14 protein-coding genes are annotated in these 23,878 nt (G+C 48.4%); 13 read left to right on the top strand and 1 reads right to left on the bottom strand.

The window, feature by feature from the left end; translation table 11 throughout:
* Window positions 1-81 precede the first annotated feature (81 nt).
* The 13 genes from ACYVF1_RS20255 to ACYVF1_RS20195 all read left to right on the top strand — a co-directional run bounded on the left by ACYVF1_RS20255 (window position 82) and on the right by ACYVF1_RS20195 (window position 22,591).
* Entirely contained in the window at window positions 82-1,488 is a 1,407-nt protein-coding gene (locus ACYVF1_RS20255) for an NADH-quinone oxidoreductase subunit N (protein WP_461082198.1), read from the top strand.
* A gap of 125 nt (window positions 1,489-1,613) precedes the next feature.
* Entirely contained in the window at window positions 1,614-2,117 is a 504-nt protein-coding gene (locus tag ACYVF1_RS20250; RefSeq protein ID WP_461082196.1) for a GtrA family protein, read from the top strand.
* 139 nt (window positions 2,118-2,256) lie between these two features.
* Window positions 2,257-2,454 (top strand): hypothetical protein, encoded by a 198-nt coding sequence (locus ACYVF1_RS20245; protein WP_461082194.1) that lies wholly within the window; start codon window positions 2,257-2,259, stop codon window positions 2,452-2,454.
* A 91-nt stretch (window positions 2,455-2,545) separates the two neighbouring features.
* On the top strand, window positions 2,546-3,187 hold the full coding sequence (locus tag ACYVF1_RS20240; protein WP_461082192.1) for a sprT domain-containing protein: 642 nt from the start codon (window positions 2,546-2,548) through the stop codon (window positions 3,185-3,187).
* Entirely contained in the window at window positions 3,180-6,635 is a 3,456-nt protein-coding gene (porU, locus tag ACYVF1_RS20235; protein ID WP_461082190.1) for a type IX secretion system sortase PorU, read from the top strand. Before ACYVF1_RS20240 ends, porU begins: the two co-directional genes overlap by 8 nt.
* Before the next feature lie 206 nt (window positions 6,636-6,841).
* On the top strand, window positions 6,842-8,038 hold the full coding sequence (gene porV / locus ACYVF1_RS20230; RefSeq protein WP_461082189.1) for a type IX secretion system outer membrane channel protein PorV: 1,197 nt from the start codon (window positions 6,842-6,844) through the stop codon (window positions 8,036-8,038).
* 97 nt (window positions 8,039-8,135) lie between these two features.
* Window positions 8,136-9,431, top strand: a complete 1,296-nt coding sequence (locus ACYVF1_RS20225) for a M16 family metallopeptidase (protein ID WP_461082187.1) — start codon at window positions 8,136-8,138, stop codon at window positions 9,429-9,431.
* A gap of 159 nt (window positions 9,432-9,590) precedes the next feature.
* A complete protein-coding gene (plsY, locus tag ACYVF1_RS20220; RefSeq protein WP_461082185.1) occupies window positions 9,591-10,241 on the top strand; it encodes a glycerol-3-phosphate 1-O-acyltransferase PlsY in 651 nt (216 codons plus the stop codon).
* 151 nt (window positions 10,242-10,392) lie between these two features.
* Window positions 10,393-11,754, top strand: coding sequence for a dipeptidase (locus ACYVF1_RS20215; RefSeq protein ID WP_461082183.1), 1,362 nt, complete (start codon window positions 10,393-10,395; stop codon window positions 11,752-11,754).
* A gap of 102 nt (window positions 11,755-11,856) precedes the next feature.
* Entirely contained in the window at window positions 11,857-13,203 is a 1,347-nt protein-coding gene (locus tag ACYVF1_RS20210; RefSeq protein ID WP_461082181.1) for a DUF1207 domain-containing protein, read from the top strand.
* An 85-nt stretch (window positions 13,204-13,288) separates the two neighbouring features.
* A complete protein-coding gene (purB, locus tag ACYVF1_RS20205; RefSeq protein ID WP_461082179.1) occupies window positions 13,289-14,629 on the top strand; it encodes an adenylosuccinate lyase in 1,341 nt (446 codons plus the stop codon).
* Window positions 14,630-14,896: 267 nt separating this feature from the next.
* Window positions 14,897-15,340 (top strand): putative quinol monooxygenase, encoded by a 444-nt coding sequence (locus tag ACYVF1_RS20200; protein ID WP_461082177.1) that lies wholly within the window; start codon window positions 14,897-14,899, stop codon window positions 15,338-15,340.
* 408 nt (window positions 15,341-15,748) lie between these two features.
* Window positions 15,749-22,591, top strand: coding sequence for a DUF11 domain-containing protein (locus tag ACYVF1_RS20195; protein ID WP_461082175.1), 6,843 nt, complete (start codon window positions 15,749-15,751; stop codon window positions 22,589-22,591).
* A gap of 94 nt (window positions 22,592-22,685) precedes the next feature.
* On the opposite strand, the gene ACYVF1_RS20190 is transcribed toward ACYVF1_RS20195, so the two are convergent.
* Complete coding sequence (locus tag ACYVF1_RS20190) at window positions 22,686-23,708, bottom strand: LacI family DNA-binding transcriptional regulator (protein ID WP_461082173.1); 1,023 nt, start codon at window positions 23,706-23,708, stop codon at window positions 22,686-22,688.
* Between the last annotated feature and the right edge of the window lie 170 nt (window positions 23,709-23,878).

Raw genomic sequence — 23,878 nt, 5'->3', positions numbered from 1 at the left:
TCGACAGTCTTCAGCCGTTAGTCATAAGACTAGCGTAATTGAGAACTGTCGGTTAATGACTATCGACTAACGACTTAAAACATGCTTCCTATTGTTCTGTTATCGGTTTTTGGTGTTGGCCTGCTGTTTCTGGGCTTTCTGAAATCAAAAGCAATTCTGTTGCCCGCTACGTTGTTGTGCCTGCTGCTTACGCTGGTCGTCAACTTTATCGACTGGAATAAAAATTACATGTACTTCAACGGCATGTTGAAAACCAATAATCTGTCGATGGTTTTTACCGCCATTGTACTGGGGTCGGCATTTATGGTAGTCGCTTTGTCCAGTAGTTTTACGGAGAATGAAGAAGCGCAGCCAGCTGAATATTATGGTATTATTCTGTTCTCGCTGGTCGGAGCCATTATGATGGTGAGCTTCGAGAACCTGATTATGCTTTTTGTTGGAGTAGAAATTCTGTCAGTGGCAATGTATGTACTGACCGGAAGCGATAAACGAAACTTACGTTCTAATGAAGCGGCTTTAAAGTATTTCCTGATGGGGGCATTTGCTACAGGAATTATGCTGTTCGGGATGGCTTTGCTTTACGGTGCCACCGGCTCATTCACCCTCGCGGGCATTGGCACGTATGCGGCTAACCCACAAGTTGGTCTTTCGCTCCTGCTCTACGTTGGCTTGTTAATGTTGCTGATCGGCTTGCTCTTTAAAGTATCGGCAGCTCCCTTCCATTTCTGGACACCCGATGTTTACGACGGCGCACCAACTATTTTCACCGCGTTTATGTCGACGGTGGTTAAAACGGCTGGATTTGCGGCCCTGTTTCACCTTTTGTCGGCTTCGTTTACCGGCGTTTATGCATTTTGGTGGACGATTCTGGCCATTATCACGGCCCTTACTTTGGTTGCCGGTAACGTAACAGCCGTGTACCAGAATAGCTTTAAACGTATGATGGCTTATTCCAGCATCTCTCATGCGGGGTATCTCCTGATCGGGCTGGCTGCGTTAGGTTCGCAAACAAAACAAGCTATTGTATTTTATTCATTGGCTTATTCTATCGCTACGATTTCGGCTTTTGGTGTGCTACTGCTGGTTGCAAAACAACGTAGCACTCAAACCATCACTGGCGAAGGGACCGTTACCGAAAATTTTGATTCTTTCAATGGGTTGGCTCGCCAGAACCCGTTGTTAGGTTTTGCCATGACGGTTTCAATGCTGTCGTTGGCTGGAATTCCGCTAACAGCCGGTTTCTGGGGTAAATTCTATATGTTTTCTACCGCTGTTGAACGAGGGCAAATCTGGCTATTGGTGGTGGCTGTGCTGATGTCGGCGGTGGGTATTTATTACTATTTTCGAGTTATCATTGCCATGTACTTTCGTGATGGAGCTACTGAGCCGATTCAGGTTGCCCCTTTTTACCGATACGTTCTGTTGGCTGCCACGATACTAACATTAGGATTAGGTATTGCTCCGGGGGTTCTGCAGGGAATTTTCTAGTAAACGGTTAGCGTATTTTATATGATTTGACAGGATAGAGTACAAGCCTTTGGCGTCTATTTCGTACTTTTGGCAAATTATATAGATTCAATCCGGCTAACAACTTGTAATCAGTTTGTAATTCAGTGAATGTGAGCAGTATTCAACGGCCTAAGCATAGAGAATTTAGAGAATTTTTCACGTATTTTCTAACAGCTTTGTTGGGTGCTTCCATCAATTTTGTTAGCCGTATTTTCTATCGACACTATTTCGAGCTGGATTATGCGACCAGCGTACTGTGCGGTTATCTAACAGCAACTGTACTCACATTTATCCCTACTAAAAAATACGCTTTTTCAGCTGGTAAGACCGGAAATACGGCTCGCGAAGCCATTAAATTTCTGGGTATTGCGTTAGTAGCTCTGGTTGTGCAGGTCTACGTATCAAAATACACGCTTGAATGGGTTGCCACGCCTTTGTTGCCCTCTCCCAATTTAAAAATCTGGCGCGAAACCGGCTCACACGTAGTGGGTATGGGCGCTAGCTTTATGGCTAATTATTTCGGTCATAAACTTCTTACGTTCCGTAGCACAGGCTTCTATGACAAACTACGGGCCCGCTCATCAAAACAGGAAGAAAAACAACTTTAAAAAATCTTAGATAAATTAAATCTGAAATTGGATATTCTAAAGTAGAAATTCTCTTTTGGGCTATTTACCGCTGCTATTTATTGTATTTATTATTTAGAAATTATATTTGCTGCGTTAAACCTAAAATAGCAATTCAAGAATGAAAAAGGTATTCGCTTTACTATTTGTTGGTAGCATGCTGACCTTCGCTGCCTGCCAGAGCAAAACAAAAACTGAAGAAACCACTACTGATTCGACTGCAACTTCTACGATGTCGACCGACACCACTACGATGGCCACGGATTCCGCTTCGACGATGTCTGCTGATACAGCTGCGGCTGCCGACAGTGCCAAGTAATAGTTTACGACTTTATAATTTCGCAAAAAGCCCTATTTTTATAGGGCTTTTTGCGTTTTAGTACTACGTATCATACATTTTGTAGTAAAAATTGACTGATCCATTTATTCAATATCTTCCGTCCACGGCTGCTGGTTACTGCCGACAGCTTTGGCAACATTATGCGTTTATATTTCGTGTGGTAAGACCACGCCGGACTCGATTAGGCGATTTTAGAGTTATGCCGCAGGGGCAAACCCAAATTACTGTAAACGCTAATCTGAATCCGTATGCGTTTCTTATTACGTATGTGCATGAGGTGGCGCATGCAGCCGTGCATCAACACTATAAAAGCCAGTGGCGTATTGGTCGGAAACGGGTTGAACCACCACATGGCAAGCGATGGAAAGCAACCTTTCAGCAACTGATGCAACCGATACTTTCCGAAAGCGTATTTCCTGTTGATATTTTACTCCCGTTGACTCAATATATGGCCAATCCGGCCGCAACTACCTACGCACATCCCGCATTGGTAGTCGCATTAAGGCAGGCAGACGTACCAGCAACCGAAACCGGTTCGGTTCGCCGGATGATGTTGAAAGATTTACCGGAAGGAAAAGATTTTCAATTTGCAAAAAAGACTTTCAGACGCGGTACGCTACGACGGACCCGCGTCGTTTGTAAAGAAACGTCGTCGGGAAAATCCTATACAATTCTGGCACACGCCTTGGTAGAAGTAGAATTTGATGAATAATTTTATATGGATAGTGAGCAATGGGCTTCTCCGACGTAGTTGGACCAACTATTTATTGCTTCTCATTATTCATGTTACATTACTCAGTATTCATCCCAAGACCTCCGCTCAGTCGGTGCTTCGGGAGGGGAGCTGGATAAAAATTGGTGTTGTAACTTCCGGCGTTTATCGGCTCACTCAAAGCCAGTTGACACGTATCAATCCGGCTTTTGCCACCGCCGACCCTCGCAAACTGAGGCTCTTTGGAAATGGTGGGGCCATATTACCCCAATCAAACGCAATTCCTCGTATAAATGATTTGGCCGAAAATGCGATTCAGGTTTCAGGTGAAGCTGATGGCCGCTTCGACGCCGATGACGCGATTCTGTTTTTCGGACAAAGTCCGCACGTGATACGTTACGATTCGGCGGCCCGGCGATTTTCGCATCAAATCAACACGTACTCAGATACTACATTTTATTTTTTAACAATTGGTAGTACGTCGGGGCTGCGCATTCAGGAGCGGCCAGCCGGAACCGTATCGGATACGGCTACGAATACGGTTTTTGATGACTATCAATTTCACGAACTGGATATTACGAAAACATCTTCGGTACGTTCAGGTCGCGAGTGGTTGGGCGAATACCTGACTATCGATACGACTAAAACCGTTACGTTCGACGTGTCAGGTTTGGTTGCAAATGCGCCAATTCGAGTGGTTTCATCGGTGATGGCGGGTGCTACGTCGTCAACGGGCTACAGATTTGGGCTTAATGACGTAGCAGTCGGTTCCGTAAATATTCCGTCTATTTCGGGCTATGAATATGACTTTCAGGGTATTATACGGAGCATCGATACGTTGCTAGCTAAACCGACAGCGACCAATCCGCTACGTATCAGCGTTACGTTTCAGAAGCGTGGTCAAATTTCGGCGCAGGGTTATTTAAATTTTGTGGGTGTTCAGGCCCGCCGTGATCTTCGTCAATACGATTCCCAAACTTGGGTACGCCGGTTGGGGGCTGGTTCCTGTGCTGTGCGGCAGGCAACAAACGCACTACGTATCTGGGACGTAACGAATCCGTTTATTCCTACTGCGCAGACGTATTCACTTTCCGGAGCGCAGGAAGCCGCCTGGTCCTCGACTCGCCTGGCTGATTATTTACTGTTTACTGACAATCAATTGCTTACGCCAGCGTCGCTGGTTACGATAGCTAATCAGGATTTGCATAGCCAGCCAACTGCCAACCTCATTATTGTGACACCAGCCGCCTGGCGTGAACAGGCAGAACGGCTCGCTACGTTCCGGCGCGAACATGACCAGTTGTCGGTACTGGTAGTTACTACGTCGCAGGTTTATAACGAGTTTGGTTCGGGGCGCCCCGACGTAACGGCCATTCGGGATATGGTACGTTATTTTTACTTCAGACAACCTAATACGCTACGTTATCTGCTCCTGTTCGGTGACGCTACGTATGATTATCGGAACATTATGGGAATGACAAGCCCTACGCAGCAGGCAAACATGGTTCCTGTTTACGAAAGTCGCGAATCACAGCATCCGGTTCTGAGTTATTCATCCGATGATTATTACGGATTTATGGGCGTCGATGAGGGTGAGTGGCCCGAATCGGTAGCGGGCGATTACCAAATGGCGATAGGTGTCGGTCGGTTGCCGGTGAAATCGGTGTCTGAAGCGCAGACGGTTGTCGATAAATTAATTCGATACAGTTCTGATAAATCAGTTACTGGCGATTGGCAAACCAAAGTAATGATGGTGGCCGATGATGGTGATGGGAACATTCACCAGCAGGATGCCAATTCGCTGGCAACCATTGTTGAAACGCAGTCTCCAGCTTATCGTCCGGAGCGCGTTTTTCTGGATGCGTATCCACAGGAAAATACAGCTAACGGACAAAAAGCGCCGACGGTGAACCAACTAATTAATCAGGCAATGGTCGACGGGCGGCTGGTGATTAATTACAGCGGTCATGGGGGCGTGTTGGCGCTGGCCGATGAGCAGATTGTTACTCTTCAGGATATTCTTTCCTGGAAAAATCGTCGGCTTCCACTCATGGTAACTGCTACGTGTCAGTTTGGCCGCTATGACGACCCAAATGTTAATTCGGGGGCTGAGTTGGCATTATTGAGCCGTACAGGAGGCCCAATCGGTTTACTTACAACGACTCGACCTGTTTACGCCAACACCAATTTACTCCTGAACGAAGCCTTTTATCGATTTCTATTCAAGCCAATTAATGGGCAGATGCCGCGTCTGGGTGATGTAATCCGGCTTACCAAAAACAATAGTTTGGCCGGATCGCTTAACCGAAACTTTGCGCTGCTGGGCGATCCGTCCATGCGGCTGGCTTACCCTCAGGCGCAGGTACAGCTTACGCAGATAAACGGCAAACCGCTGGCAGGCGCTACGCGAATCGATACACTAAAAGCACTTCAAACGGTTGAATTAGCTGGCGAAATTCGACAGCAGGGCGCCCGGCTGGCCGATTTTTCTGGTATGTTGCGGTTAACGCTATACGACAAACCGATTACCCGTGCTACGTTAGGATCTGAGGCTGGTAGCTCCACAATGACGTATCAGGTTTACAACAGTCCGTTATTTACAGGGCAGGTACCGGTGCAGCAAGGCCGATTTGTGGTTCGTTTTACTATGCCGAAAGATATCAATTATACAGTTGGTCCCGGTAAAATTTACACGTATGCTATTCGAACTGATAGTACGCTGGAAGCCTTAGGCAACTACGATAGCCTGCGCGTTGGCGGCAGCGTTTTTGTCGATACGGTTGATAATCAACCTCCTGTTGTCAAACTTTCGGCCGTCGGTGGTATGGTCGACGGAGACGTAATACGTGTAACTGGGCCGGACGTAGCAATACGTATTGGCCTGACCGATAATCGAGGCATTAATATTGCTAGATCTGGAATAGGGCATGAACTAACGGTGCAGTTAAACAATCAAACACCGATTGTTGTGAACGATCTTTACGTAGCAACTGGAGTCGGTGGGCGAGAGGGTGAAGTCTTATATATGTTTCGAAATCTTGAACCTGGTACGTATACGATTCGCGCCAAAGCCTGGGACATTAACAATAATTCGGGAGAGGGGTCGTTGACCATAGTAGTTTCGGAGCGACCAGGCCTAACGTTACGTGCGTTCCGAGCCAGTCCGAATCCGGTAGCGACGCAGGCAACCCTGACGGCTGAACTGGACCGATCCGGTGAACCGCTCGACTGGACGTGGGGTGTTTACAATCTGAATGGGTTGTTAATAACTCAGCAAACTGGCCAGTGTACTGACTGTGACGCTTCGGTAGAACTCGGTACGTGGGATGGCCGGGCAGCTAACGGACAATCGATGCCCAATGGCCTGTATATTGTTCGATTACAAATTCATTCGGCAGCCGATGGCACAAGTACCAAGGGGGCCAGTCGATTAATTCTGTTGAAATGATTTGCCGGGTAATAAACAAATGTATAATGAAAAATGAGTGATTATTGGCTGATTGTCAATTAGATAACTATTCATCAGGCATTGGACATTATTCATTTAATTACTTTTAAACCCTTTTTTCTAATCCAACATTCGTCGTAATTTTGAGCCCTGACGATTGCCACACGCACATCAACCCGTTGTCGTCGTTGACCAACATTCTTTGTATGAAGCACAATATTTCCCGTGTTCTTCTCGGTATCAGTACGTTTCTCCCTCTTTTCGCATCGGCCCAAGGCAAAGTAGACCTTAATGGTCGACGGAATGTACCCACGTCGGCGGTGCCTTTTCTAAATTTCACTCCTGATGCGCGTTCTGGTGCGTTAGGCGATGCAGGGGTTGCGCTGGGTGATGCCGACGCAAATTCTATTTTCTGGAACCCATCCAAGCTGATTTTTGCCAAGCAGAGCAAAGGCGCTTCTATTTCGTATACGCCCTGGCTTCGGAATCTTATCGGCGATATGTACTACACGTATTTGAGTGGCTACTCAAAATTGGGTAAGAACTCGGTCGTTGGGGGCTCGCTGATGTACTTCGATCTGGGAACGGTTGATTTTACGACGAATACCGGCGTAGCGGCTGGTACGTTCAACTCTCGCGAATACGCCATCACCGCTTCGTTTGGGCAACGTTTATCGCAGAACTTTTCGCTGGCGGTCGACCTGAAATATTTAAACTCAAACCTGGCCGCTGGGGGTACATACGGGGGCTTGAAACCGGGTGGTACCGCAGCCGCTGACATCAGCGTTTACTACCAGAACGAAGCGCGCGATAATGCAACAGGCAAGGGTGTCGGCTGGGCATTTGGCGGGATGATTTCTAACCTCGGTGGTAGAATAAATTACGGCGGCACAGAACGTTACTTTATACCAGCAAATCTACGTATCGGTACAAGATTAACCTTGTTTGCCGATCAATATAACAAATTTAATATTGTTGTAGATGCTAATAAATTGATGGTCCCAACGCCTGATATTCAGGTGGTTAATAACGTTACTGTAGATCGGAACGCTGGTAAGAATTTCTTTAGTTCAGTATTCGGATCCTTCGCCGATGCGCCAGGAGGCTTTAGCGAAGAATTGAAAGAAGTTACACTATCGACCGGTATTGAATATTGGTACAACGATCAGTTTGCCGCCCGCGTTGGCTATTTTAATGAATCAGACGACAAGGGAGGCCGCAAATACGTAACAACCGGTATAGGTCTGCGATTGCAGCAGCGGTTCGGTGTTGATTTCTCTTACCTGATCCCAGTTAAGACAGGAAACCCACTGTCTGATACGTTCCGACTTTCGTTATTGCTGAATTTCAATGCTGGTGACGCCGTTGGCGAAGACGATTCCGCAACCGACGATTCTAATTAAAGAGCGAAAGAATGAATGAGTGAACGAGCGAAAGCACCGCTTAAACGGTCTGCTTTCGCTCGTTCACTCATTCATTCTTTCGCTCTTTTGTTTTTTTATGATACTAGACAGAACCCAAGCGCCCTCTTTTCAGGCTATACAGGACGTACGACTCCCTGATATTCAAAGACATTCGTTAGATAATGGCTTGCCATTGTACTTAATTTCGGTTGAGCAGCAGCCCGTTTTACGGATTGAATGTGTGTTTGACGCTGGAACATGGTACGAACAGAGTATTACGCCCGATCAGCCCGGTACCGCTTTCTTCGCTATGAAAATGCTGGCCGATGGAACCAAAACACGATCTTCGGCTCAAATCAGCGAATATTTCGATCGTTACGGCGCTTTTCTGGAATTAAACAGCGGTCCCGACCGGGCGAGTATTGTCGTCTATTGCCTGACCAAATTTCTGCCGAACGTATTGACTTTGTTGCGTGAGCTTATTACTGAGCCTGTTTTTCCCCAGAAAGAACTAGACGACCTTCGTAACATTACGCTACAGAACCTACGTATCAATTACGAAAAAAACGCCTATTTAGCGAGTGTTCTGTTTCGGGAGAAATTATTTGGTCTTAATCACCCATACGGACGTAGCCAGCGCCCCGATGTAGTAGCGCAACTCCCGCGCGAAGCTATCGTTCGTTTTTACGAACAGGCGATTCAACAACGATCCTTTCGGATTATCGTAGCGGGTGCGGCCACGGAAAATGAAGTATTACTGATCAACCGAGAGCTTGGGCAACTTCCGATACGTAGTGAAGAATTGCCTCCTGTTACTGGTTTATCATTGCCGGATGATGAACTGCCGGTGCTATCTGAAAAAGCGGAAAGTATTCAATCGTCGATTCGGTTAGGGCGTCGTTTGTTTACGCGGGCTCATCCCGACTTTTTTAAGATGCTGGTAACCAATGAAATATTAGGCGGTTATTTTGGCTCTCGACTTATGAAGAATATTCGGGAAGAAAAAGGTTTTACGTACGGAATTTCGTCGAATATGCCTTCGTTTCGGCATGAAGGTTATTTTCTCATCGGTACCGACGTTAACAAAGAAAACACACAGCAAACGTTAGACGAAATCCATAAGGAAATTCGCATATTGCAAACCAGCCCCGTTCCTGCCGACGAGCTGGAAGTAGTTAAGAACTATATGGCGGGCGAATTTGTAGGTTCGCTCAACACCCCGTTCGAGATTGCTGACCGCTATAAAGTTATTCTGCTCGATGGCATGCCAACCGATTTTCTAACGGCTTATATTCAGCGAATCCGAGCGGTTACACCCGAAGAAATTATGAATACGGCAAACCAGTATCTGGAAATTGAGCAATTACGCGAAGTGGTGGTTGGCGGCAAATGAGGAAAATCGGAGGCATTTTAGTACAAAAGCAAGGGAAGTAACAGCGTAAAGGGTTGGTCGTTTAGTAACAATCCCTTAATTTTGGGGTTACATTCTTTGAGTAAACGGTCTTTTTTTGTTCTCAGTCTCCAGTATCTAATACGTAGTTCGAAAAAGTTAATGAATATCTTTCTTATCATCATCGGAACGGTAGTAGCGTATTTGTTGGGCTCAATTCCCACGGCAGTTTGGTATGGACAAGGCTTTTTTGGGCTCGATATCCGCCAATTTGGTAGCGGAAACGCGGGGGCTACAAACACGTTTCGAGTGTTAGGAAAACGGGCTGGTACAATTGTAATGCTGGTCGACGTATTGAAAGGCTACACCGCATCCAGCCTATCGACGCTGCTATGGTATGGCGACGTTATTACTGAGAAAGAAATCCTGACGTTTAAGATTGTCTTTGGGTTAGTAGCCGTAATCGGTCATTTATATCCAATCTTCGCTGATTTTAAGGGTGGCAAAGGCGTTGCTACGTTGCTGGGAATGATGCTGGCAACTCATCCCGAAATGGCCGCTGTCTGCATCGGTATTTTTCTGCTGGTGGTTATTGCGTCCCAGTACGTATCGCTGGGCTCTATTCTGGCTGCACTGGCATTTCCGGTGCTGCTGCTGCTCCAGATTTTCGGACAGAAAGAAAATCCATTGCTGATTGTACTAGGGTTCGTTATTTTCGTGCTGGTGGTGGTAACACACCAAAAAAATATCAGCCGGTTGCTACGTGGGCAGGAAAACCGCACCGTCCTGATTCGCTTCCGAAAAAAGTCATAGGCTAAGAAACCTGGTTTTCCATAAACATAAATGCCCCGGCGTTGCGTGAAAAGTACGTAACTTCGGGGCAAATTTTTGGGTGTACTCTGAATGGTGTAGGAGTTTTCTGAAAGAAACTAGTACACCCTACGCCCTACATCATACATCACATATGACTGCTTTTCTCGAAACCAACAAACAGCGGTTTTTGGATGAACTGCTCGAACTGTTGCGGATTCCGTCTGTTTCGGCAGATTCACGCTTCAAAGATGACGTACGCCGAACGGCCGAATTTGTCAGGGATAAATTAACGGCGGCCGGACTGGATAAAGCTCAGTTGTTTGAAACGGCGGGCCATCCAATTGTGTACGCCGAAAAAATTGTAGACCCTGCCAAGCCAACCGTATTAGTGTACGGTCACTACGACGTTCAGCCCGCCGATCCGTATGAACTCTGGCATACGCCCCCTTTCGAACCGACGATACGTAACGAACGTATTTACGCTCGTGGCGCCTGCGACGATAAAGGCCAGTTCTACATGCACATCAAGGCCATTGAGGCAATGGTGGCTACAGACGGCCTGCCCTGCAACGTAAAAGTGATGATTGAAGGTGAAGAAGAAGTCGGCTCCGACAATCTGGGTACCTTTGTTCGCGAGCAAAGCGAAATGCTCAAAGCTGACGTCATTCTGATTTCAGATACCAGTATCATTTCCAACGAAACGCCGTCACTCGAAACGGGTCTCCGGGGACTTTCCTACGTAGAGGTTCAGGTTACGGGGCCAAATCGTGATTTGCACTCGGGTGTGTATGGTGGTGGTGTAGCTAATCCGATCAACGTATTGGCCGAAATGATTGCATCGCTGCACGACGAAAACGGACGTATCACCATCCCTGGTTTCTACGATAAAGTTGTTGATCTGAGCGATGAGGAACGTAGCGAACTCGCAAAAGCCCCTTTTGATCTGGATGAATACAAGCGTGATCTGGGCATCAACGACGTAATGGGCGAAGTTGGTTATTCGACCAACGAACGTACTTCGATACGTCCAACGCTGGATGTGAACGGCATCTGGGGCGGTTATACCGGTGAAGGCGCCAAAACAGTGCTGCCTTCCAAAGCATCGGCTAAAATCAGTATGCGGCTGGTACCCAACCAGACTCCCGACGAAATTACGGATCTGTTTACCAAACACTTTACGGCGATTGCCCCGGCGGGTGTGAAAGTACAGGTAACGCCCCATCATGGCGGTATGCCCTACGTAACGCCCGTTGACTCCGTCGAATTTGAAGCGGCCAGTAAAGCCTTTGAGGAAGCCTGGGGAAAGAAACCGATTCCGACAAGGGGCGGGGGGAGTATCCCAATTACGGCTTTATTTGAAGAAGTACTAGGTATCAAATCGATTCTGATGGGCTTTGGCCTGGATAGCGATGCGTTGCACTCGCCTAACGAAAGTTACGGCTTATTCAATTTCTATAAAGGCATCGAAACGATTCCCTACTTCTATAAACACTACGCTGCTCTGAAAAGCTAGTGACCTTGTCTGGGCCAGGCTGGAGCTTGGCCTTTGAGAATTAATAAGCATTTTACATAGACCAAACTGGAGCTTGGCCCAGACAGAGTTGCTTTTATTCGTATGAAAAAAACGCTGTTACTTCTTTTGTTCAGTTGTTGTTTTACAATAGTGGCTTCGGCCCAGCAAGGGCGCGTATTGACGCCTGCCGAGCAGCGGCAAAAAGAAAAAGTAGAAAGGGAAGTTCAGCGCGAACGGGAGATTCGGGCGAAGTGGTTGCAGGACCAACGGGATTATGAAGCCAAAAAAGCTGAAAAAGAACGTCAGCGTCAGGCGAAAAAAGCTGCGAAAGAGAATCCCGTTGAAAAACCAGCTCCGGCTCCAGCCGTAACGCCCACCACTACGTCGGCACCCGCGACTGATGCGCCAGCAACGGCAGCTCCCGCTGTAGCTGAACCATCTCGGAAAGAAAAACGCGAGAAGAAGAAAAAGGCTGTTGAACCGGCTCCTGCGGCTACAGCACCAGCGGCAACAGAAGCGCCCGCTGCCGCTACTCCGACACCGGTTGAGCCACCGAAAGTGGCTGAGCCGGCAAAACCAAAACGAGAAAGAAAACCCAGAGAGACGGTCAGGCCAGATTCAGTAGCCGTAGCATCGGGCAGCACTAGCGAACCCAACGTAGTACAGCCTCGGAAAGAATTTCTGCCAAAAGGCCATTTGTTTGACCCGATTCTGCTCGATCCGCTTGAAGCGCAGACGTATGGCAGTGTATTGCCAGGTTATTGGACGGAGGGAAAAAAATATCCGGGAAGTATCGTTCCGTTTGCCTTTGGTTTTGCGAAACCGTTCTATCGTCGAACCACCGAAGCGGGGCGGTCGTCGGAGTGGGTACTGGATTTAGCCTCCTTTACGCAGTTTGAAGCCTGGTATGATTACAAAGCTGACAAAGCCCGGCGGACAATCATGAACAATGATTACAAAGTCAGTATCATTTACAACCTACGTCGGGGCGAAAATAACTACCGGTTCCGGGTGTACCATATCTCGTCGCACCTGGGTGACGATTACATCTACCGAAACCAGATTACGGCTCCAACCCCCAATTCAGTAAATTATGAATTGCTGGACGTAACGTACAGCCGCACGGTGAACAACTGGCGTCTTTATGGGGGTGCCGGTATTGTACTACGTAAGGCGGAAGAGCGCAAGTTGCTGAGTGCACAACTGGGAACATACTACAAAAAACCATCGCTGAAGGCGGCCCGATTAGTAGGTGGCGTGGACATTAAATTCTGGCAGCAAACCGATTTCCGGCCTGGTATCCACGGTGGTATCGGCTTCGAGCTGGGCCGCACGCAGAACAACCTGACGTTTTTGCTGGAAGGTTATTCAGGATTCCGGCCGTATAGCCAATACGAAAATCAGCAAACTTCCTGGATCGGCTTTGGCCTGTACCTCAATCCGTTCTGATACGATATAGGATGTATGGTGTATGAAGTATGATGTAGAAGACACACCATATCTCATACATCATACTTCATAGATGTTACATCTCATGACTTTCTCTCCCCTCACCGCCATTTCGCCTATCGACGGTCGCTACCGGTCGCAGGTCGATGCGCTGGCTCCTTATTTCTCGGAATATGGCCTGATTCATTATCGGGTACGTATTGAAATTGAATATTTTATTGCTCTTTGTGAATGGCCCATTCCGCAACTGGCCAGCGTAGATCCGGCACAGTTTCAAGTGTTACGTGCTCTGTATCAGAACTTCACGGAAGCCGATGCGCTACGTATCAAGGAAATCGAGAAAACGACTAACCACGACGTAAAGGCGGTTGAATATTTCATTAAGGAGAAACTACAAGGCTCCCCAGTTGAGCCATTTCTGGAGTTTATTCACTTTGGTCTGACCTCGCAGGACATTAACAATACAGCGACCCCACTGCTGTTAAGTGAAGCGCTCGATACAGAGATTTTGCCAACGTATCGGCAGGTATTTGTTCGCTTGCAGGAACTGGCGCAGCAATGGGATAACGTACCGATGCTGGCCCGTACCCACGGTCAGCCTGCCTCGCCAACGCGATTGGGAAAGGAGTTGATGGTTTTTGTGGAACGTATCGAAAAGCAGCTTCACCTGCTGGACGCTATTCCGACGGCGGCAAAATTCGGCGGGGCTACCGGCAATTTCAACGCACACGTAGTGGCTTATCCGAACGAAGACTGGAAAAAATTCGGAGATAAATTCGTTGAAAGTCTGGGAATGGTACGTAGTCAGTTTACGACTCAGATTGAGCATTACGACATGCTGGCTGCCCTGTTCGACGCCTTCAAACGGCTGAATACCATCCTGATCGACCTTGATCGTGACATCTGGACCTACGTATCGATGAACTACTTCAAGCAGAAACTGAAAGAAGGGGAAGTCGGGTCGTCGGCCATGCCACACAAGGTAAACCCTATTGATTTTGAAAATTCGGAAGGTAATCTGGGCATTGCCAACGCGCTGTTCGAACATTTATCGGCCAAGTTGCCCATCTCGCGCTTACAGCGTGATTTAACCGATTCGACTGTGTTACGTAGCACAGGCGTACCGCTTGCTCATTCTATCATTGCCCTGAAATCACTGTTGAAAGGGCTAAATAAACTGGAACTGAACGTAGCAGCACTCAACGCCGATCTGGAAGATAATTGGGCGGTTGTTGCCGAGGCTATTCAGACCATTCTCCGGCGCGAGGGTTATCCGAAGCCTTACGAAGCCCTGAAAGCATTAACGCGAACCAACGAGAAAGTAACGGAACAGACCATCAGCCAGTTTATTAACGAATTGAACGTATCTGATGCCGTAAAAGCCGAATTGCGAGCTATTTCGCCATTTACGTATACAGGCATTTAACAAAAGTCTGCTGTATATTTTATGACCTCAAACCCGAGCGTCTTTATCAAGGGTGTTCAACGAAGTGTGTTATGCTGGGTTGAACACCTCGATAAAGACGCTTTCTGACTTACATTCAATTCTTTGTTCTGCAATGAAAAAAGCAGTAATGTTTCGGTTAGGATCTAGAGTTTGACCAGTTTTGACCAGTTGTTTTGTTGACTGATAAACGATGACGTTTGGTCCAGAAAGACGGTTTTTATACTGTATAGACTTTTACTTACTACGATGAACAAGTCCAATCTTCGTGATAAATTGCCCAATAAGATTCCTCGTTGCTATGGCTTACGGTTACTAGGGCTGCTGACAGCAGGCCTGTTGGCTTTATTAAGCACTGAGCGTGCTTTTGCCCAAACTAAAACTCAGATGGTACGAATCGCTAAAATCGTAGTTGACCCGGCACAGGTTGAAGCGTATAAGGCGTTTGCTAAAGAAGAAATTGAAACGTCCATACGACTGGAACCGGGTGTATTAACCCTATATGCAGTTGCCGAAAAAGACGCTCCTAATCACTTTACAATTCTGGAAATTTATGCAGATACCAATGCATACAAAGCCCATATTCAAACCCCACATTTTTTGAAATATAAGAATGGGACAAAGGACATGGTAAAGTCGCTGGAACTGGTAGAAGTAAATCCGTTAGTGCCTGGTATGAAAATTAAGGATTAGACTTAAAAGTGAGCATTATTCGGTTAAAACAAGGCCAGAAATAAATACTAAACTCCTGATCGCTTACTTCTATTCTTCTATTTTGTAACTAAAGGTTGGCATACTATTTGATATTATAAATAAGAGAGTTACTTACCAGATAGTTTGTTAGCTGGTTGGTATAATGAAAATTAGAAACCGAAGACATAGCCTACCGAATAATAGATAGTATATAAGTTATAGTTGGCCAATAGACCTAAGGCATAGCCTTTGTAAACCGCATGACGGGTGCAAAGGCTATGCCTTTGCGCTTTAGCGTACCTCCCTAATATTAACCGTATGACTACTTGTACTTCAACAGGCTTCTGCCGCTGGGAAAACCGTACCCATAGCGACAGAAGTCGGGCTTTTCTTTCAATACGTAACTCTTTGAGCAGGAAGCTGATCACCTTTATCAGTCTTCAGCTTATCGGCTTGTTTTTCGGTTCAAGTGCTGTTCAGGCGCAATACCTTCAATGGAGCACTTCGGCGCCTAACAAATATGCAGGGCAGGGTGTAGCGCATAAAATCGGCCCCGATGGCTCTATCTATGTATTGACCGAAGGACAAAATAACGCATCCGGTTACTCAACGGGTGATATTAAAGAATTTGGTCCACCGCTAGGGGGACCGGGCGGTGGTTACAACGCGATTTTGTCAAAATACTCGCCCGACGGTAATACGTTGTTGTGGGTACGAATTTTCAACGGGGGTAACAACAGCAGTTTCTCTCCATTGGATTTCGAACTAGCTCCCAACGGCGAACTAGTACTGCTTTGTTCGGTGAACGGAAGCGACCAGGTACCAGCGCTGATTACGCCCAATGGCTTCCAAACGAGCCCATCCAACGGAAACGTAGCGATTTTAATGAAACTGTCGGCCGATGGCAAGACAATCAACTACGGTACGTACCTGGGTTCTGTTAGTGGCGAAGCGAACGAACGGGCGCGATTCTGGAACGAATCACCTTATTTCCAGAACCTGATTGTGGCCCCCGATGGTGCTATGATTCTGATGCTACAGAATCAGACCTGGTCGGGAGCGTTGCCAACTACGCCGAACGCCTACCAGGCTATGCCAAAAGGTGGCAGCGACGACCCGTATATGGCCATTTTCAACCAGGATGGTACGCTACGTTACGCTTCGTATTACTCAACCAACGCGTCCGGAGCTCAATTCACAACAGATATTCTAGCCGATACAGATGGTAGTTTCTACGTAACGTATCGAAATGGTAACGGGTATATTCTGCCGGTTACGCCCGGAACGGCTTATGCTAACCCGTCACTAACCAATCAGGTGGGGTACATTGCCCATTATAATTTGTCGGGGCAACTGATCGAAGCAACGGCTCTGCCCGGAACGCAGGTGCAGGGCATTCGCAAACGTCCCAATGGAAACATAGTGGTAATGGGCGTTTTGACTACACCGGCTGAGTTTACAATTGTAGGTTCATCGCCTTACACAGCCTCGCATAATGGGCAACTAACGCTGACCGAATTCAATCCCTCGTTGCGATCGGTGATTCGGAGTGTAGTGATTAGTGCCGGCAATGTGGATGCGTCGGATATGGAAATTGATGCGCAGGGCCGCATTCATATCAGTGGAAAAGCTAATTCGGCGGGGGCCATCAGTCCAACGCCCGGTGCACTGAATTCCTCGTTTGGTAATAACAATACGTATTACCTGGTTGCCGACTGCAATTTCGACAAAGTTCTGTACGCTACGTACCTGAATACCGGCGAGAACAACGCTACAACGGGGGCTTACGATCTGGAAGTGAGCGGATGCCGCGCCACCATTCTGGCAACCGCTGGCTCGCAACAACCCTTTCCGGTTACGCCAATTGGATTCGCCAACGACGGTACGACGACCCGCACGGGTTATAACCTGACCGCCAACCAGGAAGGCTCTACCGCTTACCTGACTGCGTTTAATTTTGCGAAATACGTCGATAACACGAATACGATTGCGGCCACTATTACGGCCTATTGCGAGGGTGCGGGTTTGTTTCCAATAACGGGTTCAAAACCAGTTTATAACACGCCAAAACTTAAAGGTGTAGCCGATACCAATCCGGTACCTTATTCGCTGTATTACCAATGGCAAAGCGGCTCTTCGGCAGCGGGGCCGTGGACGGATATTCCTGGCGCAACGTCAAAAGATTATACACCAACTTCGTTAACGGCAGGATCCGTTTTTTTTCGTCGGGCCGTTCGGCAAACACCTTTTGATGCTACGTGCTCACCCGCTGCCGGTTGTGTCGAAACAAATTACAGCAACGTAGTGGAATACACGGTTTCGACCAGCAAAGCCGCTTCGACGAATCTAGCCAGCCAACCTTATGGTATTTGCCGAGGTACTACGTTGCCCATCGACGTAACAATTACGCCGGGCAGCGATGGCGACCATGGGGCTTATACATACGTACTTAGCCCATTAAAAGGTGGAACGCCGGTTTTGTCGGGAAGCGTTGCTACGTCGGCAACACCCATTACGTTGCCCATAAATACCGAAGGCGAATACGCGCTGAACGTAACGGACAATCGGGGCTGCACCACTTATGATACGTTGAAAACGCTTTTCTTTCACATAAAACTACCCGCCCGAACGGTATTTACCTGCGGAAATTCGAGCGTTACGTTGGGACCACCGGCTTTACCGCCAACCTATGCCAACGTACCGACCAATACGTTCAGTTGGTCGCCCACGGCGGGACTGGATAACCCGAATGGCATCAATCCAAGATTATCCAGCTTACCGGCATCGGGCGCATCGCAGGATTACTATCTGAATTTCAACGGATGCCGCACTGATACCGTTACAGTGATCAATCAAAGTGTAACCCCTTTACGGGCTTTACCCAGCCTGACTATGTGCCAGGGTGATACGGTTCGACTGGGGCAGGGGCTTACGGTGCAGGCCGGTGTCGATTATAGATGGGCGCCGGGGCTTGGTATTGCTGAACCGGCTTCCATTCATCCGCTTCTAACCGCTTCGTTTGCTCCGCAGGGTGTAAATTCACTGACGTATGTCGTGCAGGCATCCAATGGCGTATCGGGCTGCATTCAGACAGCCACGCAACAGGTTACCATTTTCAAAACGCCAAACAACGCCTTTAACCATATTCAGCCTTACGTATATTGCGCACAGGCGGGGCCACCGGCCGCCACTCGTTTTGGTACTCCGTCTGAACCCGGAATCACGTATAGCTGGACAGCGGTTGTTACGAACGTATCGGCCACACAAGGACTACCAACGCCCGAACAGGCACTTACGTTTTTGAGCAGTACGACCGCTTCGAACGTATCGATGCAGATGCCCGGCCCGGGTATTCCGAACGGTGGGCTGGCAGATGGCTCGTATGACATTAAGTATATCCGAATTAGTCAGAATACCGCCAACGCTATCTGTGCGCGGGCTGATACGGCTATTCTTCGGTATATGATTGGGTGTGGCCCCGGCGGTGATTTCTGCCAGCTCGACCAGAAGGGCGGTACGGATGGCCAGTGCGGTGGTTCCAGCACAACGATTGGCCCTATCACAACGGCCGCTAACGGCATTTATACCTGGTCGCCGGTAACGGGTTTGTCGGACCCAAATACCGGATTGCCTTTAACACCGGGAGGACCGCATCCATCCAGAGTAATTGCGAATCCGTCGGGTACGGTTGCCGTGATATATACACTGTCGCTGGTACTGCCGGGAGTGCCCGATACGTGCCGTGTGTTTGTGAAAGTCTTTCCGGCGCAGGCGTCGGTGCCCGTTACGTCGTATTCGTCGCCACTCGCTGCCTGTAAGGGAAATACCGTACAGATTCAGCAGGTACCTATTCCGGGTTATACGTATCATTGGTCGCCGGGATCTATGGTCAACGATTCGACGGTTGCGAACCCCACTACGTTGCCTTTAACCTCAGATAAAACCCTATATGTCAACGTAACGGATGCCACATCGGGCTGTTCGGTACGTGATACAGTATCTATTGTGGTAACGCCAATTGATAACAGCGCCGGAGCCGACGGTACGTATTGCGAACTATCGGGCGGTACGCTGACGATTGGAACGGCTGCTAAATCGGGTTATACATATACTTGGTCGTCGCCAACAACGGGTGTTACGTTCTCCTCAACCACCAGCGCCATCACCGACGTAACCATACCACCCAACACGTCTGGCCCCATCTTATTTATCCGGAACGCAACCAACGGAAATACATCAGCCAATTGTTCGTTTGCCGATACCCTTTACTACCGACAGTTTACCTCGCCCTCGCTACGTATCGCCACGCCCGGACGCTTATGCAATGGGGGAGGGGGCTCAGTAACCATCGGCCCTGTTCCCGATCCAAACCTGACGTATCTATGGTCGACCGGCGAAACAACGGCTCAGATCAGCGCGACGGCAATTGGTACGTATTCGTTAACCGCCGGGCAAGGTTCGTGCGTGGCAACAGCTACCATTGATGTGCAACCGTCCATCGATCCGACGGTAAATTTCGACGCCAGTCCAATTCCGGCCCCTTGTAACGGACCATTATTGATCGGTGTAAACAACTCGCCCGATGGTGGCTGGAGCTACAGCTGGAGTCCATTTACGGAAGTCGTATCATCGGCCAGAGACATGTCGACAATCAGCGTTTTCCCGAGTGCACCAACAGAATATACCCTGACGGCCAGCCATGTAACGGGTTGCTCAAAAACATTCCTTTTCCCGGTTCCGGCGGCCAGCTACGTAGCGTTGCTGCCCACGTCGCTCAATTTCTGCGAAGGTGATGGTCGCCCGCGGCAAATACCGTTGAACGTACCACCCGCCGGCAGCACCGTAATTTGGATTGCCAGTCCGGCTAGTGCTACGGCTTACCTAAGCTCAGTAACGGATAGCCAGCCTGTTTTCGACATTACGTCGGCTCCGGCTGGTACGTATAGTTATACGGCGACAATAACCTACGGAAGTGGTTGCGTATCAACGGCTTCGGTGCTGGTGAAAGTGGGTAAAGCTGCAAGAAATTTGGCCGGGGAAGACAAAAATGTCTGTCTGGGAAATTGTGTTCAGATTGGGGTACCCGCTCTGGCTGGATACAGTTATGAGTGGACGACGATCCCCTACGATGCCACCAAAGTAGCGCAGATTTCGAATCGGACATCGGCCATGCCCACCGTGTGCCCACCGTCGAACACTACGTATCAATTGAGTTATTACGATGCGTCGTCGGGTTGTTCGTTCAGCGATGATCTGATTGTGCAGGTTACTACGTCGAACCCAACATTGACCGTTAGAAATCTGAATGTGGCCTGCCAGAACACCAATGGTAATGCTACGTTCGATCTGACCAACGCCATTCTGACAAACAGTGGAGCTACGATCAGCTATTATGCCGACGCAGCCGCTACCATTCCAATTGCCAATCCGGTTTCGCTCCCGACTACGTATTACATCAAGTCGGTTTCGGCGGATGGGTTTTGCGCCATCGTAAAACCTACAAGCGTTTCGTTCACCGCCTTTGCTGATTTTAAGGCCGTTGCAACATCGCCAGTATGCAGTACTAATGGCGCTGGTACGTCAATAAAGGGATACGTAACGCTGAGCGACTACGTAGCGGGTAGTACGTATCAATACGTAGAAGGGACAGATTTTGCGGTAGGTACCAAAATTCCGGCCAGTCCGGCAGCTTTATCGGGTTTTTCGTCGATAATTATTCAAAACCTGGACGATGCCCTGTTGCCCAAAACGTATACGATTCGTGTATTCAACCCGGCCGATCCGACCTGTTATTCCGAAAAACAGGTGACTGTTCAACCGGCCGGATGCTGTTTCAAACCCGTTGCCGGAGCCGATCAAACCATATGCTCCCCCGCTACGTCGGCAAGTGTATCGGCGGCTGGTAATGGACAAACATGGTCGGCGCAGGTGGGCAATCCGGCAAGTGCCAGCATCACGCAGCAGGGACAGATTACGGGTATGACCGCCGATGGTACGTATCGTTTCATTTTAACTGTAGGCACAGGCTGCACCGATACGCTCCAGATTATACGTAGCACACCCATTAGCCTGACCGTCATGCCCGGTGTTTGCAATACGGTAGCTAACCTATACTCAGTTGCAGGCACGCTAACACTCACCAATGCTCAGTTGGGCGATGTGGTGATCTCCGACGGAACCGCCAGTACTACGCTTACCATTACCAGCAGCACAACAACAGTTCCGTTTTCCTTGTCGAGCATCACAGCAAATGGAAGTACGCATACGGTAGTGGCCATGCTCAGTAGCTGCGGTATGAACAGCGCCACCTATATGGCTCCGCAGGCCTGCCAGCAACCCGTTGTTAAGTTGCAGAAACAGGTAGACAAGTCTCGGGCTGAACAAGGCGATACGCTCACGTATCAGCTTGTACTGACGAACGAGGGTTTGGCACCCGCCACAAACATCGTTGTCCGCGATTCGATGGCCGTTGGCGTAACGTATCTGGCAAACTCAGCTAACGTTCCCGCTTCCACTACGTTTACGCAGGGTGTTCCGATCAGTATATGGAACGTGCCGTCACTTTCGCCGGGACAGAGCTTATCGATGACGTTTCAGGTGCGGGCCGATAGTTCGGGGATTTTATACAATACGGCTAGTATGTCCGGCGATACGGTTATTGCCTGTACGTCTATACCTATTAAGGTATGCGCGGGTGAGCAGTTTACGTTCATCATACGGGTTCGTCCGGGACGTAGCACCTACACATGGCTAAAAGACGGCCAGCCAATTCAGGGTGAGACGTCTAATACGTTGTCGATAACGGCTGTTGGTACGTATAGCCTGCTCACGAATAATCAGTCGGGCAATTGCCCCGATTTCAGCTGCTGTCCGTTTATTCTGGTAGAAGAACCGTTACCGTCTTTCAAGGCGAATACCGTCGCTGCTACGTGTTTGGGCAATGCGGTGCAGACTAGTGGGCAAATTGTCCTGTCGGATTTCGATGCGTCTCACACGTATCAGTATAGCGCCGGTGCTACGTTCGATGCGGCTAACGTATTGTCGGGCGCGGCTAAAACAATTCCGGCAAACGGGGTACTGGTCAATACGTTAGCGAATCCGGCAACGAGTCAGTTTTATACGGTACGGGTTTACAACAGCACGGGTTGTTATAGTGACGTAACCGTTGTGCTTGACCCAACTGTATGCGCCTGCCCTGCTGATATCTGCGTTCCGTTCGTGATTCAACAGACGAAGCGGAGAGTACGTTAAGTCGGGAAGTTATAGAGTTGTAAGGTTGAAGTTGGCTGACGCGAAAGTATTCTATGCATCAGCCAACTTTATAACCTTACAACTCTATAACTTCCTAACTGGCCACCGAAGAACCCCGAACAATGAGCCGGGTTGGGAGAACAATCGTCTCCGGGGCTGGTCTTTCTTCTTCGGCAACTAGCTGATTGATCAGTAATTGAGCGGCTTGTTTGCCCAGCTCGTCGACGGGCTGCGAAATGGTCGTCAATCCTGGTTCGATCAGGGCTGAAATTGGATCGTCGCTGAATCCAACAATCGCTAAATCTTGTGGAACGCGAATGCCGCGCTTTCTGGCTACGCTGAGCGCTTCGAGCGCCGTTGGGTCGTTGATAGTGAACAGCGCATCGGGTGGCGTGGCCAGATTGAGAAGATGGTTGACGTAAATATTCGCCTTGTCCAGATTCAAATCGTAGGAAATAATGAGTTCTGGATCAATGGAAAGGCCATTTTTGAGCAGTGCATCCCGATAACCGTCAAGGCGATTGCGGCTGTTTGTTAACGTATCGGGGCCAGCCAGATGGGCAATACGTCGTCGGCCGGTCTGAATTAGATGCTCGACCGCCTGAAACGCGCCGTTATAATCATCGACGGTCACTTTCGAAACGTCCATATCCTCACAAGCACGGTTGAAAAAGACAACGGGAACTCCCTTGCGCTGAAAAATCCGGAAATGATCGAAGTTGCGCGTCTCTTTTGTATGCGATACGATAAGTCCATCTACGCGGCTGGATAACAGAGCTTTGGCGTTCGAGACTTCTGTTTCATACGACTCATTCGAGTGGCAAATTACTACGTTAAACCCCGATCGGGCCAATTCTTCCTGCGCCCCAATAATTACCCTCGGGAAAAAATAACTGATGAATTCAGGTACCATAATGCCTACCGTTCCGGTGCGATTGGTTAACAGTGAAATAGCCAACTGGTTTCGTTGGTAATCTAACTGTTCGGCCAGTTCGAGCACTTTCTGCCGGGTTTTCGCATTCACGTTAGGGTGGTCCGTCAATGCTCGGGATACTGTCGATTTTGAGATGCCTAACTGGCGGGCAATATCAATGATTGTTGTTAAGTGACGCTGCACGTTATTGTACTATTTTAATTTATTGCTGTCTAGTATACCGAACAGGAAAAACAAATGCGTTCTTTTTGGGAAAGTTCCCAATTGGTTTTGGGAATGTTCCCAAAAAAATAATCAAATTATTCCTTGACAAAAGTCTGTTTGTAAGCCAAATTCAAGTAGTTCTGGAAAAA

The sequence above is a fragment of the Spirosoma flavus genome (assembly GCF_054778555.1).
Note: the sequence above shows the minus strand (reverse complement) of the source record. Positions and strands in the feature narration are given on the sequence as shown.

Excerpts from the sequence above, each read along its gene's own strand:
- ACYVF1_RS20255 (WP_461082198.1), top strand. The coding sequence starts at position 82 with ATGCTTCCTATTGTTCTGTTATCGGTTTTTGGTGTTGGCCTGCTGTTT.
- ACYVF1_RS20245 (WP_461082194.1), top strand. The coding sequence starts at position 2,257 with ATGAAAAAGGTATTCGCTTTACTATTTGTTGGTAGCATGCTGACCTTC.
- porU (WP_461082190.1), top strand. The coding sequence starts at position 3,180 with ATGAATAATTTTATATGGATAGTGAGCAATGGGCTTCTCCGACGTAGT.
- porV (WP_461082189.1), top strand. The coding sequence starts at position 6,842 with ATGAAGCACAATATTTCCCGTGTTCTTCTCGGTATCAGTACGTTTCTC.
- ACYVF1_RS20225 (WP_461082187.1), top strand. The coding sequence starts at position 8,136 with ATGATACTAGACAGAACCCAAGCGCCCTCTTTTCAGGCTATACAGGAC.
- plsY (WP_461082185.1), top strand. The coding sequence starts at position 9,591 with ATGAATATCTTTCTTATCATCATCGGAACGGTAGTAGCGTATTTGTTG.
- ACYVF1_RS20215 (WP_461082183.1), top strand. The coding sequence starts at position 10,393 with ATGACTGCTTTTCTCGAAACCAACAAACAGCGGTTTTTGGATGAACTG.
- ACYVF1_RS20210 (WP_461082181.1), top strand. The coding sequence starts at position 11,857 with ATGAAAAAAACGCTGTTACTTCTTTTGTTCAGTTGTTGTTTTACAATA.
- purB (WP_461082179.1), top strand. The coding sequence starts at position 13,289 with ATGACTTTCTCTCCCCTCACCGCCATTTCGCCTATCGACGGTCGCTAC.
- ACYVF1_RS20200 (WP_461082177.1), top strand. The coding sequence starts at position 14,897 with ATGAACAAGTCCAATCTTCGTGATAAATTGCCCAATAAGATTCCTCGT.